Genomic DNA, 14,775 nt, shown 5'->3' on the forward strand with positions numbered 1-14,775 from the left:
ACGCCGCCCAACAGCCAGGTGCCCGTTCGATCATCCGATCCGCCATCGCCAGACGGGCGTTGACCTGCTGCTCCGACAGACCCATGGCCTGCCCGATCTCCAGCGAGATCATCCCCCGCTCCAGCAGTCGCTTGATGGGAGAGGGATCAGCGTCGATCCGTGCCTGCTCGATGTCCCGGTGCCGCACCATTCCCATGAGCGACGCCGCCTCCGACATCGCCTGCGCCCGCGCCAACGCGTCCAGCGACGCGGTGCCGGGAGCCGACTCGGTGTCCATGAATCAAACATATACTCTACTTCTGACAGTGTTCGAGGCCACGATTTCGGCAGGCCGGCATGGTCCCGAACCCGCGGTCGGAGGCTTCACCGCCTTGATCGCTGTCACTTCGATCAGGCAGATGAGGCGGGACGGCACCGGCGCCCCCTCGTGACCATCGTCCCTCGCGAGCACGTCCCCGTCGCGCCGCCCCGCTCCGGACGTTCGCCGAACGATCGGCGGTCGCGCATGTCGCCACCGACCCCGCTGCGCGTCGGAGGTGTCCGCCTCGACGAGGCGACTACCCTGGGTCCGTGTACGACGGCGTGATCCAGGACCTCATCGACGAGCTCGGGCAGCTGCCCGGGATCGGGCCCAAGAGCGCCCAGCGGATCGCGTTCCACCTGCTCGACGCCGACCCTGATGACGTGAAGCGCTTCGCTGCGGTGATGGTCGAGGTCAAGAGCAAGGTGCACTTCTGCGAGGTGTGCGGCAACGTCACGGTCGACGTCCAGTGCCGCATCTGCACCGACGCTCGCCGCGACGACAGCATCATCTGCGTCGTCGAGGAGAGCAAGGACATCATCGCCATCGAGCGCACGCGCGAGTTCCGCGGCCGCTACCACGTGCTCGGTGGGGCCATCAGCCCGATCGCGGGCATCGGCCCGGACCAGCTGCGCATCCGCGAGCTCCTCGGCCGCCTGCAGGACGGCACGGTCACGGAGGTCATCATCGCCACCGACCCGAACCTCGAGGGCGAGGCCACCGCCACCTACCTGATCCGCATGCTCTCCACGCTCGGTCTGAAGGTCAGCAAGCTGGCCAGCGGCCTGCCTGTCGGCGCGGACCTCGAGTACGCCGACGAGCTCACCCTCGGCCGGGCCTTCGAGGGCCGCACGTCCATCGCCGGCTGACCACGACGCGCCCGTGACGCGACGCTTCGCCGCCCTCCGCCCCCTGTGGGACGTCTGCCTGGCGCTGGTCGTGCTCGTGATCGTGGCGGACGTCGGTACTGCACTGCTGCCGGGGGTGTCGAACCTCGGCCCACCTGGCGGGTCGGCCGCGATACCGGTCGTCGTCGCGGTGTTCGTGGTCCTCATGGGTCTGGTCGCCGTGGCGCCACGGGCTGAGGACGAGGGACCCGTGACGCTCGCGGCGCCGGTCCGCGGCCGCTGGGTGGCGATGAACAGTCCCGGGCAGAAGGTGCCGAGCCACGGCACCCGGACCCGCGGCCAGCTGGGCGCAGTCGACCTGTGCTCGCCCGCCGACGACACGGCACCCGCCCTCGTCCGGTGGGGTCTGCGCGGCAACCGTCCCCAGGACTACGCCTGCTACGGCGAGCCGATCCGCTCGATGGCGGCCGGCACCGTCGTCCGCGTCCGCGACGGCCAGCGCGACCACAGGGCACGCAACACGTGGCAGGCGTTGCTGTTCATGCTGACGATCGAGGGCTTCGTCCGGGAGATGGGCGGCAGCGCCAGGGTGCTCGGCAACCACGTCGTCGTCGACCACGGCGACGGCACCTTCGCCGCCTACGCCCACCTGAGGCGGGGTTCGGCGGTGGTCGCCGTCGGGGAGAGCGTGGAGGTCGGTCAGCGACTGGGGGAGGTGGGCAACACCGGGAACACGTCGATGCCGCACCTGCACGTCCAGCTCATGGACCGCGTCGCCGTCGACGCCGCGGCCGGCATCGTCATGACCTGGTCCGACATCGAGCCCACCGGCGAGCTGGACGCCCAGCTCGAGGCGTACGCCAAGGACCCGGCCGACTCCGCGGTCCCCACCATGCCCCGCAACGGCGAGATCTTCGTCGTCGCGCACGATTCGACCTGACGACGGCGAGGGCCGGGGCCTGCACGACTGATGGGGCCCCTGTTCGGCGAGATCTCGTGGTCCCACGGCAGGGACGACGGTGGAGGCCCCCGCGCCCGGGCCGGTAGGATGGTCGGCGTTGCCCGGTCAGCGTCGCCCGAGCTCCCACCACACCACCCCGCTCAACCGAGGACAGTTCCGTGGGCATTGTCGTGCAGAAGTACGGCGGCTCCTCCGTCGCCGACGCCACCAGCGTCAAGAGGGTCGCCCAGCGCATCGTCGCCACCAAGAAGGCCGGCCACGACGTCGTCGTGGTCGTCTCCGCCATGGGCGACACGACCGACGACCTCATCGACCTCGCCAACGAGGTCTCTCCGCTCCCGCCGGCTCGCGAGCTCGACATGCTGCTCACCGCCGGCGAGCGGATCTCCATGGCGGTCCTCGCCATGGCGATCGGCAACCTCGGCGCCCAGGCCCGCTCGTTCACCGGCTCCCAGGCCGGCGTCATCACCGACGCCGAGCACGGCAGGGCCAAGATCATCGACGTCACCCCCGGCCGCATCGAGGTGGCCCTCGCGGAGGGCTCCATCGCGATCGTCGCGGGCTTCCAGGGTGTCTCGCAGACGACCAAGGACATCACCACCCTCGGTCGCGGCGGCTCCGACACGACCGCCGTCGCTCTCGCCGCGGCGCTCAAGGCCGACGTGTGCGAGATCTACACCGACGTCGACGGCATCTTCACCGCCGACCCCCGCATCGTCCACGACGCCCGTCACGTCCCCCAGATCTCCTACGAGGAGACGCTGGAGATGGCCGCCAACGGCGCCAAGATCCTGCACCTGCGCTGCGTCGAGTACGCGCGGCGCAACGACATCCCCATCCACGTCCGGTCGTCGTTCTCCGACAGGCCCGGCACGTGGGTCCTGCCCGCCGACCAGGTCACGAAGGACCCCACCATGGAAGCTGCCATCATCTCCGGCGTCGCCCACGACCGCTCCGAGGCCAAGATCACCGTCGTCGGCGTGCCCGACAAGGTCGGCTACGCCGCGGCGATCCTGCGAGCGCTGGGCGACGCGCAGATCAACATCGACATGATCGTGCAGAACGTGTCCGCCGCGGCCACGGCGCTCACGGACATCTCCTTCACGCTGCCACGCGCCGACGGCCAGACGGCGATGACCGCACTGGCGCGGCTCAAGGACGAGGTCGGGTTCGAGCGCCTGCAGTACGACGACGGGGTGGGCAAGGTCTCCATCGTCGGCGCGGGCATGCGCTCGGCGCCCGGCATCACGGCCACCTTCTTCCAGGCGCTGGCCGACGCGGGCGTCAACATCGCGATGATCTCCACCTCCGAGATCCGCATCTCGGTCGTCGTCGCCGAGAACCAGGTCGAGCAGGCCGTCCGTGCCGCCCACGAGGCCTTCGACCTCGGCACCGACGAGGTCGAGGCCGTCGTCTACGGGGGGACCGGCCGATGAGCGGCGCACGCTCGGCCAGCATCGGCATCGTCGGCGCCACCGGACAGGTGGGCGTCGCCATGCGCCAGATCCTCGAGGAGCGGAACTTCCCCGCCGACGACGTCCGGTTCTTCGCCTCCGCCCGCTCGGCAGGCACCGTCCTGCCGTTCGCGGGACGCGAGATCACGGTCGAGGATGCCGAGACGGCCGACCCGACCGGCCTGGACATCGCGCTGTTCTCCGCCGGCGCCACCACGTCGCGTGCCCACGCCCAGCGCTTCGCCGACGCCGGCGTCACGGTCGTCGACAACAGCTCGGCGTTCCGCAAGGACCCGGCCATCCCGCTCGTCGTGAGCGAGGTGAACCCCGGGGCCATCCCCGCCGGCGACGGTCCGGGCGGGCGCGGCATCATCGCCAACCCCAACTGCACGACCATGGCCGCCATGCCGGTGCTGAAGCCCCTGCACGACGCCGCCGGGCTGGTCCGGCTCGTCGTCGCCTCCTACCAGGCCGTCTCCGGCTCCGGCGTGGCCGGCGTGCGCGAGCTGCACGGTCAGGCGCGGGCGGTCGTCGAGAAGGCCGACGAGCTCGCCTACGACGGAGGCGCCGTCACCTTCCCCGCCCCCGACGTCTACGTCGCGCCCATCGCGTTCAACGTGCTGCCGATGGCCGGCAGCGTCGTCGACGACGGCAGCAACGAGACCGACGAGGAGCAGAAGCTCCGCAACGAGTCGCGCAAGATCCTCGAGATCCCGGAGCTGAGGGTCGCGGGCACCTGCGTCCGGGTCCCCGTGTTCACCGGGCACTCGTTGAGCATCCACGCCGAGTTCGAGCGGGACCTCTCGCCGGAGCAGGCGACCGAGATCCTCGGCGGGGCCCCCGGCGTCCAGCTCGCCGACGTCCCCACGCCGCTGCAGGCCGCCGGCGCCGACCCCAGCCTCGTCGGACGGATCCGCGCCGACCAGTCCGCCCCCGACGGCAAGGGCCTCGTGCTCTTCGTCAGCGGTGACAACCTGCGCAAGGGCGCTGCGCTCAACACGGTGCAGATCGCCGAGCTGCTCCTCGGCTGAGGCCCGATGCCCCGGTGACCGTCGTGCCGACGGCCACCGCGTGCGTGCGCACGACGCCGGTCCCTGCGCCGGGAGGACGGCTCAGGCGCGGCGTCGCGCCACGGCGGTGACCTCGTCCAGGGCGGAGGGGTCGGCCAGGGCGCCCCGGGTGGCGGCCATGTCGGCGGGGACGCCCTGCAGGATCTTCTTCACGGGGACCTCGAGCTTCTTGCCCGACAGCGTCCGCGGCAGTACCCGGACGACGTGCAGCTCGTCGGGCACGTGGCGGGGGGAGAGCCGCGAGCGCAGCGCGGCCGCGACGTCGGCGCGCACCTGGTCGGGATCGGCGCCCTCGGCGAGGACGACGAGCAGGACGAGCGTCCCGGCCCCGCTCGCGTCGGCGTCGGCGGTGTCGTCCTCCAGGTGCACCACGAGGCTGTCGGTCACCTGGGGGAGGGACTCGACGACGGCGTAGAACTCGCTCGTGCCCAGTCGTACGCCGCCGCGGTTGAGGGTCGCGTCGCTGCGACCGGTGATCACGCAGCTGCCGCGCTCGGTGATGGTGATCCAGTCGCCGTGGCGCCACACGCCCTCGATGTCCTCGAAGTACGCGGCGCGGTAGCGCGAGCCGTCGTCGTCGCCCCAGAAGCCCACCGGCATGGAGGGCATCGGTCGCGTCACCACCAGCTCCCCGAGGCTCCCGACGACGCTGCGCCCGTCCTCGTCGTACGCGTCGACCGCGGCACCGAGCGCACGGCAGGAGATCTCGCCGGCGTACACGGGCACCGTCGGGGCCGCGCCGACGAACGCCGCGCACACGTCGGTGCCGCCGGAGACCGACTGCAGGTGGACGTCGTCGCCGACCGCCTCGTAGACCCAGCGGAAGCCCTCCGCCGGCAGCGGTGCGCCGGTGGACCCGACCGCCCTCAGCCGGGAGAGGTCGGCGACCTCGCGGGGCACGAGTCCTTCCTTGCGGCACTGCAGCAGGAACGGCGCACTCGTGCCGAAGGAGGTGATGGCGAGCTCCTCGACCATCCGCCACAGCGCGCCGAGGTCCGGGTGCGCGGGGTTGCCGTCGACGAGCACGATCGTGGCCCCGGTGCCGAGGCCGGAGACGAGCAGGTTCCACATCATCCAGCCGGTCGTGGAGAACCAGAAGAACGTGTCGTCGGGGCCGAGGTCGTGGTGGAGCGAGAGGCTCTTGAGGTGCTCGAGCGTGATCCCGCCGTGCCCGTGCACGATCGGCTTGGGCAGGCCGGTCGTCCCCGAGGAGTACAGCACGTAGAGCGGGTGGTCGAAGGGCACGCGCTCGAACGTCAGGGGCGCGGGTTCGGCGAGCAGGTCGTCCCAGCCCACGGCGCCGTCCGGCCCGGGGCTCGTCGGAGGAGGCGCGGCGGGGTCCAGGTACGGCAGCCAGACCAGCGTCTCGACGCTCGGCAGCGCTGCGACGATCTCGGCGACCTGCTCGCGGCGGTCGACGTCCTTGGTGCCGTACCGGTAGCCGTCGACGGCCAGCAGGAGGCGCGGCTCGGTCTGCTGCCACCGGTCGACGACGCTCTGGACGCCGAACTCGGGTGCGCAGGAGCTGAAGACGGCGCCGAGGCTCGCGGTGGCCAGCATGAGCACGAGCGTCTCGGGCGCGTTCGGCGCGTACGCGGCGACGCGGTCACCGCGGCCGATGCCGTGACGCTCCAGGCCGGCGCGGGCCCGGGCCACCGCGTCGCGCAGCTCGGCGGCGGTGAGGCGGACCTCGTCGCGGGTCTGCGACCGGGCCACGACGACGACGTCGTCGTGGGCGCGGCCGGGCATCCGCAGCATGGCCTCGGCGTAGTTCAGCGACACGTGCGGGAACCACACGGCACCGGGCATCGCCTCGTGCGCGAGCGCGGGGGACCCGTGACCGTCGTGGGGGAGGGCGAGGTGGTCCCACACCGCGGACCAGAAGACGTCGAGGTCGCGCACCGACCACGCCCACAGGGCCGCGTAGTCGTCCGCGGCCGGGGCCCCGCGTGCGGCGGCGTGCTCGGCGAACCGGGCCAGCTGCGAGGAACCCCCGGGCGGGGGACTCCAGAGGATCTCGCTCACGCCGTCTGCGTGTCCTGCGCTGCGAGGCCGATCAGCACAGCGGCGCCGGCGTAGGCGACGGCGCCCAGGGTCGGCATGATCAGCAACGCCCACCCTCCTGCGGCGAGGTCGACGAAGAACATCAGCACGGCGGTCAGCACGAGCAGCACGGCCAGCCCGGAGATCCCCCCGGCGTGCTCGACGGACGCGGCGCGCAGCAGGCGGGCTCCGAGCCAGCCGCTGAACAGCGCCAGGGCGAGCACCACGAGTCCCCCCCACAGGCCCCCGCCGGCGGACGTGCCGCGCAGCTCGGTGAACAGCTGGGCCGAACCCCACCCGACGAGCAGGGAGAACCCACCGAGCAGCAGACCCACGACGACCGCGGCTCGGACGGTAGGCTGCGGTGGGAGCCGGTAGGTGCGGACGTCCCAGAAGGCGTCGGAGAGGCGTTGGCCGGTGGCCGAGCCGACACCCCGCACGGCCGACCCGACGGCGGAGATCCCGCTTCCTCCGCGCTCGCCGAGGGAGCGGCCGGTGCGCCGCAGCGCACCGAGGTCGATCGACGGCCGACGCGAGCGCAGCGGCGCATCGCCGGTGGTGGCCGTGCCCGCGTCGTCGGCCGGGGGCGTCGTGCGCAGCGATCCCATCGGCTGGGACGTCCGTGACGCGGAGGCCGACGGTGGGCGCACCACGGTGCGCTTGACGACCTTCTTGACGACCCGGGGCTGTCCCGGTGGGGTCGTCTGCTCGTCCTGCTCGCTCACGACGACAGTGTGTCACAGGCCACGGAGCGAGCCAGTGGGTCGGGCGAGAGCTCCGAGCACCCGGCGCGGTGGGTCAGACGAGCGGGCGCACGACGTGGGAGACGCCGAGCTCGTCCATCCAGCCGAGATCGGCATCCGACGTGACGCCGAGCGCGACACAGTCGGCGTCGACGTTCGCCGCCAACGTCGCGATCGACTCGACCAGCATGCGACGACCCGGATCGTCCCCGAGGCCGGTGGTCACGGCGGGGTCGATGCGCAGGGAGTCGGGGGCGAGCATCAGGATGTGGCGCAGGTCCGCCGACCCCTCCCCGACGCGGTCCACGGCCACGCACGCTCCCAGGCGGCGCAGCGGTTGCAGGAGTGCGACGAGCTCCTCGTAGTCCTGGACGACGTCGTCCACGTCGAAGCGGATCATCAGTCGTCCCGGCGGCACGGCGGCGATGATCGCCTGGAAGGCGGGGTCCCTCATCGCGTCGGCCGAGAGGCTGACGCTGACGAGCGGCACGGTGATCTCCTGGACGGCCGCCAGCGTGCGCGCGAGCACCGTGAGCTCCAGCTCGACCCCCCGGCCGACCTCCCGCGCCTCGCGGAGTCGGTCGCGGAACGACCGTCCGTCGGCGAACCGTGCGACGGCCTCGTGGGAGACCACGGTGCCGTCCTTGACGTCGCACACGGGGAGCAGGTCGATGGCGGCGTCGTCGAGGGCGTCGTCGACGGCCTTGTCGAGGTCGGCGAGCCGGTGGTCCACCGCCTCCTCGGCCTCGACGAGTCGCATGATCAGCACGCCCGTGGCGCGGAGGACCTCCGCCTCGGCCGTGGACAGCTCCGGACGTGCGGTCCGGGAGAAGGCGCAGAGGGTCCCGAACACCTCACCGGAGCTGCGATGCATCGGGACGCCCAGGTACGCCCCGATCCCGAGGTGGGAGGTGTGGAAGGCGTGCTCGGTGAGGGGGTCGGCGGCGGTGTCCGGGACGACCTCGTCGAGCTGCCCGCTCGTGATCATCTGGCAGTACGTGCCCTCGTAGGGCTCGCTGGAGCCGACCTCGATCGGCAGGTCGACCTCGGTCGCGAGGGCGCGGAAGGATCGCTGGTCCCCCTCGATCTCGCTGATGAACGCCACCTCGAGGCCCAGCTCACGGCGGACGATGTCGACCATCGCGGCCGCTGCCGTCCGTGCGCCCGACTCGAGCATGCTCACTGCGAGGCCTCCTGGGCGATGATCACGTGCCGTCGACGAGAGTGTAGGGCCAGGTGACCACGTCGGCACGAGTGAGCCGCGCAGCTGCGACAGCGGCCGGGACGACGACGGTCCGGACCCACCTCGGTGGATCCGGACCGGTCTGGATGTCCAGCGACATCACGACGTCGGGGTGACAGGATTTGAACCTGCGGCCTCATCGTCCCGAACGATGCGCGCTACCAAGCTGCGCCACACCCCGCGGCATCCGCGTCAAGCGGACGACCTCGAGGAGTCTACCCCAGTGAGGGTGAGCAGCGTGGCCTCGGGGCGGCAGGCGAAGCGCACCGGGGTGAACGGGGACGTGCCGAGCCCGGCGGACACGTGCAACCACGACGGGTCGTGGCCGTCCACCTGGTGGGTGTGGAGACCACGAGCGCGGGCCCGGTCGAGGTCGCAGTTCGTGACGAGGGCTCCCGCGAAGGGCAGGCGCAGCTGGCCGCCGTGGGTGTGGCCCGCGAGGATCAACGGGTAACCCGAGGCGTTCCAGCGGTCCAGGACCCGCAGGTACGGCGCATGGGCCACCCCGATCGCGAGGTCCGCGGAGCGGTCGGCCGGTACGTCGTCGAGGCGGTCGTACTCCAGGTGGGGGTCGTCGACGCCCACGAAGGCGAGACGTCGGCCCGCGACCTCGAGCTCGCCGCGCGCGTTGTTGAGGTCGAGCCACCCGCGGTCGGTGAACGAGCGGCGCAGCTCCTCGAACGGCAAGGTGGCCGGACGCTCCCACGACCCCCCGGCGCTGGATCCCGTGCCTCCGGTGAGGTACTTGACCGGGTTCTTCGCGATCGGGGCGAAGTAGTCGTTCGACCCGAACACGAACACGCCTGGGCGCTCCAGCAGCTCACCGTAGGCGTCGAGGACGGCGTCGTTCGCGTCGGCGTGGGACAGGTTGTCGCCGGTGTTGACGACGAGGTCCGGCTCCAGCTCGGCCAGACCCCGCACCCAGTCCTGCTTGCGCCGCTGACCGGGACGCATGTGGGCGTCGGACAGGTGCAGGACCCGCAGGTCGGCCGAGCCGGGTTCCAGCACCGGCACGGTGACGCGCCGCAGCGCGAACCATCGTGTCTCGGCGACGGCGTAGGCGAGGCCGGTGACGCCGGCCGTGGCAGCCGCGAGGGGGACGGCGATCGCTGGTCTCACCGGACCAGCCTATGCACCGCGTCCGGACCCGTGCGAGCGGCGGTCAGTCGTCATCGCCGCCGCGTCCGCCTCCGCGTCCGCGTCCGTTGCCGCCACCACCGCCACCGCGGTTGTCGCCGGCGCGGTCGTTGCCTCCCTGGTCGCCGCCCCCTTGGGCGGGAGCCGCGGCACGCGGCGGTGCCGGCTGACGTCGCGGCGGGTCCTCGAAGCGCTCGCCCCGCAGGTAGGTCTGGATGACGCGCATCGCGTCGGCCCACATCGGACCGGACAGGGAGCTACCGCCGGCCTGGGCGAAGGAGACGCCCTGCCCACGCAACGTCACGCCCACGAGGCCCTGCGGCTCGCCACGGCGGTTCGCGCCGGCGATCATCGAGGCCGTCGCGATCTCGGGGGTGTAGCCGACGTACCAGACGGCCTGGCTGGAGTTGGTGGTACCGGTCTTGGCGGCGGAGTCGACGTTCAGGCCCGTTCCGTTGTTGAAGCCGAAGCCGCCCGGCTGCTGCACGCCGCGCAGGATGTCGTTGACCTGGGCGGCGACGCGCCGTTCCATGACGCGCTTGCAGTTGCGGGGGTACTCCGTGACGACGTCGCCGTTGACGTCGACGATCTCGGCGACGGGGCGCGGCTCGCAGTAGACCCCGCCGGAGCCGGCCGTGGCGTACGCGTTCGCCATGTCGAGGGTGCTGACCGAGGTGACGCCCAGGGTGAACGGACCGACCTGGTCGCGGTCGGGCACACGGATGCCCATGTCCTCGGCAGCGCGCACCGTCTCGCACAACCCGACCTCGCGCTGCAGTGCTGCGAAGTAGGTGTTCACGGACTGGCGCAGCCCGGTGTACATGTTGAACGAGCCCGAGCCGGTCGAGTTCTTGACCTCCCACTCGCTGGTGCCGCCCCCGTCGCACGTGAAGAACGTCCCGGCCGGCACGGTGAGATCCTGCGGGGAGTTGTACGTGCGACCGACGTCGATGCCCTCCTTGAGGGCGGCGACGGTGGTGAAGATCTTGAACGTCGAGCCGGCCTGGAACCCACCGGACTGCCCGAGCTCGGGCGGCACGGAGAAGTTGAGGAAGGTCTCGCCGGCACGGGCGTTCGTACCCATGGGCCGGGACTGCGCGACGCCCAGGACGTTGCCCGTGCCGGGCTCGATCATCGCCAGGGAGCCGATGGCGCGGTCGCGCTGGTCCACTCGGTTGCGCACGGCGGCGTTGGCGGCCTCCTGCATCCGCAGGTCGATCGTGGAGCGGATCGTCAACCCGCCGCGCTCGAGCGCGGCGCGACGATCGTCGACGGTCTCGCCGAGGCTCTCGTCGTTGAGCAGGAACTGGCGGATGTAGTCGCAGGAGAAGGCGGCGACGGACTCCACGCAGCCGTTGGGGAACTGCGTGAGCTCGAGCCCGAGCTCGGCGTCGATCAGCGTGTCGGCGGTCTCGCGGTCGAGCATGCCGTCGCGGGCCATGACCGAGAGCACGATGTTGCGCCGCTGCAGCGCGCGCTCGGGGAAGACGCGAGGGTTGAACTCGTCGGGGTTCTGCACCAGGCCGGCGAGCGTGGCTGCCTGGCGAACGTCGAGGTCCTCGTGGGAGACCGAGAAGTAGTGCCGTGCCGCGGCGGAGATGCCGTAGGCCCCGTCGCCGAAGTAGGCGATGTTGAGGTAGCGCTCGAGGATCTCGTCCTTCGACAGCCGCTCCTCGAGGTCGATGGCGAGCTTGAGCTCGCGGATCTTGCGCGCCGGGGAGGTCTCGATGGCCGCGCGCACCTGCTCGGGCGTCGTGGCCTGCTGGACCAGGGTCAGCTTGACGAGCTGCTGCGTGAGCGTGGAGCCGCCCTGGGTGCGACCGCCGGCGGCGTTGTTGACGAGCGCTCGCAGGGTGCCCTGGAGGTCGAGCGCCCCGTGCTCGTAGAACCGGGTGTCCTCGATCGCGATGATCGCGTCCTTGGCGTTGTCGGAGATCTCCTCCAGCGGGACGTCCTGGCGGTTCTCCTGGTAGAAGTACGCCAGCAGGCTGCCGTCGGCGGCCACGAGGCGGGTGGTCTGCGGGTTCGGCTTGTCCTCCAGGGTCATCGGCAGGGACATGACGTCGTCGCTGATGTCGGTGGCGGTGGCCGCCAGGAAGGCGGTGGTCGGGACGAGGACGGCGGCGGCCAGCACCCCGAGGCCGGCGGCCATGATCACCATGGTGCCGACGATCGACGCGCGGGAGCCGTGCTCGGTCTCGGTCTCGGCAAGGCGGCGCGCGCGGCCGGTCAGGGCGTCCCAGGACATGGGGACAGCGTACGTGGCGCGTCCCACGTCGGACGACCGCGCGCGCCCGGCGGTTCCTCGGGGTGGCTCGTTGGGACTAGGACGATTTGATCCGCACGGAGTCTGCCGCGCATCTCAACGGATTCTTATGTTTGAGCCATCAAGAACACCTCCGGCCTCGGGGCCGGATTCTCGGGAGGTTCGACCATGGGGTGGAACGACAACTGGGCGGCTCAGTCCGCATGTCTCGGCACGTCGGACGATCTGTTCGTCAAGGGCGCCGAGCAGAATCGCGCGAAGCAGGTCTGTGGCGGGTGCTCCGTCCGGGCCGAGTGCCTCGCAGAGGCTCTGGACAACCGCATCGAGTGGGGCGTCTGGGGCGGCATGACGGAGCGGGAGCGACGCGCGTTGCTGCGCAAGCGCCCGAACGTGGCCACCTGGCGCGCCGTCCTCCAGCCGGCCTGAGACCGGCCCGGCCCACGGGTCGGTCCGGTCAGCGTCGCGCGAGCAGCTCGCCCACGCGACGCAGGCCGTCGAGGTCGTGCACGTCGGTCGGCAGCGCCGGCACGGCGACCGAGTCGACGCCGGGGTGCGACGACGCGAACTGGCGACGCAGGGCGTCCTCGCGCGCCGCGACGCGGGCACGGGCCGCGTGCACGTCGAGCAGCTCCGCCGTGGCCTCGGCGTGCTCGGCGTCGGAGCGTCGCAGCCTGCGCGCCGCGGACTCCGCGTCGGAGCCGGTGAGGTTCGCGCCGCCGGCCTCGGGTGCCGTCACCTCGTGGACCCGGTTGACGACCAGTCCGGCCAGGGGCATGTCCTCGGCTGCGAGCCGCTCGGTGAAGTAGGCCGCCTCGCGCATGGCGTCCGGCTCGGGCGCGGCGATGACCACGAAGGCGTTCCCGCGGTCCTGCAGGAGCGCGTAGGTCTCCTCGGCGCGCTGGCGGAACCCGCCGAAGAGCGTGTCGAAGGCGGCCACGAACGTCTGGACGTCGCTGAGGACGCGAGCCCCCAGGATCTTGTTGAGCGCACTGGTGACGACACCGAAGCCCGCGCTGAACAGGCGCGCCGGGCCCTTGGCGGGGGCGAGGAGCAGCTTGATGAAGCGACCGTCGAGCAGCGAGGAGAGCCGTTCCGGCGCGTCGAGGAAGTCCAGCGCCGAGCGCGACGGCGGTGTGTCGACGACGATGAGGTCGTAGCGGCGCGTGCCCTCGACCGACCCCTTCACGGACTCCGCGTGCAGCTGGCTGAGCTTCTCCATCGCCATGTACTCCTGCGTGCCGGCGAAGGAGCTGGACAGGGCGATGTAGAACGGGTTCTCCAGGACCTGACGGGCCTTCTCCGGCGACGCGTGCGACTCCACGACCTCGTCGAAGGTGCGCTTCATGTCGAGCATCATGGCGTCGAGCGAGCCACCGGCGGAAGTGTCGATGCCCTCGACCGGGCGCGGCGTGTTGTCGAGCTCGGTCAGCCCCATGGACTGGGCGAGGCGCCGGGCCGGGTCGATCGTCAGCACGCAGACGCGGCGGCCCGACTCCGCCGCACGCAGGGCCAGCGCCGCCGACGTCGTGGTCTTGCCGACGCCCCCGGAGCCGCAGCAGACGATGATCTGCGTCCGGGTGTCGCCGAGGAGGGCGTCGACGTCGAAGGTCGTGGCGATCGCGCCACCACGGTTGCGCGAGCGGCCCGGACGGCGTCCGCCGGGCGTCGTCGTCGGCTTGCCGGCCATCAGGCAGCACCCGCCTCGAGCAGGTCCTCGCGCAAGGAGCGGGCGAGGTCGAACAGTGACCCCAGGTCGATGCCGTCGGGGAGGTAGGGCAGCTCGATGATCGGACGGTCCGAGCCGGCGATGACGGCTCGCTGGTCGGCCTGCAGCTGCTGGCGCTCGACCTGCTCGCGCCCCCCCACCACGAGAGCCGGTGCTGCGTCGGCGGGCACCGACACCGATCGGAGCGCGGACGCGACGGCGTCGGCGTCGAGGCTGCCGTCCGCGAGCGCGGTCGCGGTGCCCGCCGAGACGAGGTCGGAGCGCACCAGGTTGAGGATCACGTGCCCGACGGGCAGACCGGTGTCCCTGAGCTCGGCGATGCCGTCCAGGGTCTCCTGCACGGGCATCTCCTCCAGCACCGAGACGAGGTGGACCCGGGTGGTCGGGGCCCGCATCATCTCCATGATGGAGTCGGCCTGGCGGCGGATGGGGCCGGCCTTCGCGAGCCCGGCGACCTCGGAGTTGACGTTCAGGAAGCGTGCGATGCGACCGGTCGGGGGCGCGTCCATGACGATGGCGTCATAGCCGTCCTGCCCGTCGCGGCCCGCCGCCTCGTAGACCTTGCCGGTCAGCAGCACGTCGCGGACGCCGGGGGCGATCGTGGTGGCGAAGTCGATGACCCCGAAGCGGTCGAGCGCGCGCCCGGCGCGGCCGAGGCGGTAGAACATCTGCAGGTACTCCAGCAGCGCGGACTCGGGGTCGATGGCGAGCGCGTACACCTCGCCACCGTCCAGACCGACGCTGACGCGACGCTCCTCGTACGGCAGCGGGTCGACGTCGAGCAGACGGGCGATGCCTTGGCGTCCCTCGACCTCGCACAGCAGGACCTTGCGCCCACCGGAGGCGAGGGCGATCGCGAGTGCGGCCGCGACGGTCGTCTTGCCCGTGCCGCCCTTGCCGCTGACGATGTGCAGCTCCGTTCGCGTCATGGCCTCAACGTAGCGACCAATCCGCGCCCTCGCCGAGGACGCGGCCCGGCTCAC

Annotated in this window: 12 protein-coding genes, 1 tRNA gene and 1 pseudogene; 5 read left to right on the top strand and 9 right to left on the bottom strand. The window is 71.8% G+C overall.

Going from position 1 to position 14,775, the window contains the following annotated elements; translation table 11 throughout:
- A pseudogene (locus ABD213_RS11180) lies at nucleotides 1–277 on the bottom strand (HNH endonuclease signature motif containing protein); the annotation flags it as partial.
- Nucleotides 278–570: 293 nt separating this feature from the next.
- Here ABD213_RS11180 and recR point away from each other — a divergent pair.
- The 4 genes from recR (at nucleotide 571) to ABD213_RS11200 (ending at nucleotide 4,595) form a co-directional block, all read left to right on the top strand.
- Complete coding sequence (recR, locus tag ABD213_RS11185; protein WP_344328338.1) at nucleotides 571–1,170, top strand: recombination mediator RecR; 600 nt, start codon at nucleotides 571–573, stop codon at nucleotides 1,168–1,170.
- A 13-nt stretch (nucleotides 1,171–1,183) separates the two neighbouring features.
- Complete coding sequence (locus tag ABD213_RS11190) at nucleotides 1,184–2,089, top strand: M23 family metallopeptidase (protein WP_344328342.1); 906 nt, start codon at nucleotides 1,184–1,186, stop codon at nucleotides 2,087–2,089.
- Between the two features lie 179 nt (nucleotides 2,090–2,268).
- Nucleotides 2,269–3,546 carry an aspartate kinase gene (locus ABD213_RS11195; protein WP_344328344.1) on the top strand — a complete coding sequence of 426 codons (1,278 nt, stop codon included), beginning with the start codon at nucleotides 2,269–2,271 and terminating at the stop codon, nucleotides 3,544–3,546.
- A complete protein-coding gene (locus ABD213_RS11200; RefSeq protein ID WP_344328346.1) occupies nucleotides 3,543–4,595 on the top strand; it encodes an aspartate-semialdehyde dehydrogenase in 1,053 nt (350 codons plus the stop codon). The genes ABD213_RS11195 and ABD213_RS11200 overlap by 4 nt, the downstream gene beginning before the upstream one ends.
- A gap of 81 nt (nucleotides 4,596–4,676) precedes the next feature.
- On the opposite strand, the gene ABD213_RS11205 is transcribed toward ABD213_RS11200, so the two are convergent.
- The 6 genes from ABD213_RS11205 to ABD213_RS11230 all read right to left on the bottom strand — a co-directional run bounded on the left by ABD213_RS11205 (nucleotide 4,677) and on the right by ABD213_RS11230 (nucleotide 12,048).
- Nucleotides 4,677–6,659, bottom strand: coding sequence for an acetoacetate--CoA ligase (locus ABD213_RS11205; protein WP_344328348.1), 1,983 nt, complete (start codon nucleotides 6,657–6,659; stop codon nucleotides 4,677–4,679).
- Nucleotides 6,656–7,402 (bottom strand): hypothetical protein, encoded by a 747-nt coding sequence (locus ABD213_RS11210; RefSeq protein WP_344328351.1) that lies wholly within the window; start codon nucleotides 7,400–7,402, stop codon nucleotides 6,656–6,658. The genes ABD213_RS11205 and ABD213_RS11210 overlap by 4 nt, the downstream gene beginning before the upstream one ends.
- Nucleotides 7,403–7,475: 73 nt before the next feature.
- Nucleotides 7,476–8,597 carry an EAL domain-containing protein gene (locus tag ABD213_RS11215; protein ID WP_344328740.1) on the bottom strand — a complete coding sequence of 374 codons (1,122 nt, stop codon included), beginning with the start codon at nucleotides 8,595–8,597 and terminating at the stop codon, nucleotides 7,476–7,478.
- Between the two features lie 173 nt (nucleotides 8,598–8,770).
- Nucleotides 8,771–8,844 (bottom strand) — tRNA-Pro (locus ABD213_RS11220).
- 11 nt (nucleotides 8,845–8,855) lie between these two features.
- Nucleotides 8,856–9,782: a metallophosphoesterase gene (locus tag ABD213_RS11225; RefSeq protein ID WP_344328353.1), complete on the bottom strand. Its 927-nt coding sequence runs from the start codon at nucleotides 9,780–9,782 to the stop codon at nucleotides 8,856–8,858.
- 43 nt (nucleotides 9,783–9,825) lie between these two features.
- Entirely contained in the window at nucleotides 9,826–12,048 is a 2,223-nt protein-coding gene (locus ABD213_RS11230) for a transglycosylase domain-containing protein (protein ID WP_344328357.1), read from the bottom strand.
- A 186-nt stretch (nucleotides 12,049–12,234) separates the two neighbouring features.
- Here ABD213_RS11230 and ABD213_RS11235 point away from each other — a divergent pair, with 186 nt between their 5' ends.
- Complete coding sequence (locus ABD213_RS11235) at nucleotides 12,235–12,492, top strand: WhiB family transcriptional regulator (RefSeq protein ID WP_344328361.1); 258 nt, start codon at nucleotides 12,235–12,237, stop codon at nucleotides 12,490–12,492.
- 28 nt (nucleotides 12,493–12,520) lie between these two features.
- Here the strand turns inward: ABD213_RS11235 and bagB are convergent, their stop codons facing one another.
- On the bottom strand, nucleotides 12,521–13,753 hold the full coding sequence (gene bagB / locus ABD213_RS11240) for an ArsA family ATPase (RefSeq protein WP_344328364.1): 1,233 nt from the start codon (nucleotides 13,751–13,753) through the stop codon (nucleotides 12,521–12,523).
- Complete coding sequence (gene bagA, locus ABD213_RS11245) at nucleotides 13,753–14,721, bottom strand: ATPase BagA (protein ID WP_344328367.1); 969 nt, start codon at nucleotides 14,719–14,721, stop codon at nucleotides 13,753–13,755. Before bagA ends, bagB begins: the two co-directional genes overlap by 1 nt.
- Nucleotides 14,722–14,775: the final 54 nt, after the last annotated feature.

Source organism: Aeromicrobium halocynthiae (assembly GCF_039531385.1).
Lineage (GTDB): Bacteria > Actinomycetota > Actinomycetes > Propionibacteriales > Nocardioidaceae > Aeromicrobium > Aeromicrobium halocynthiae.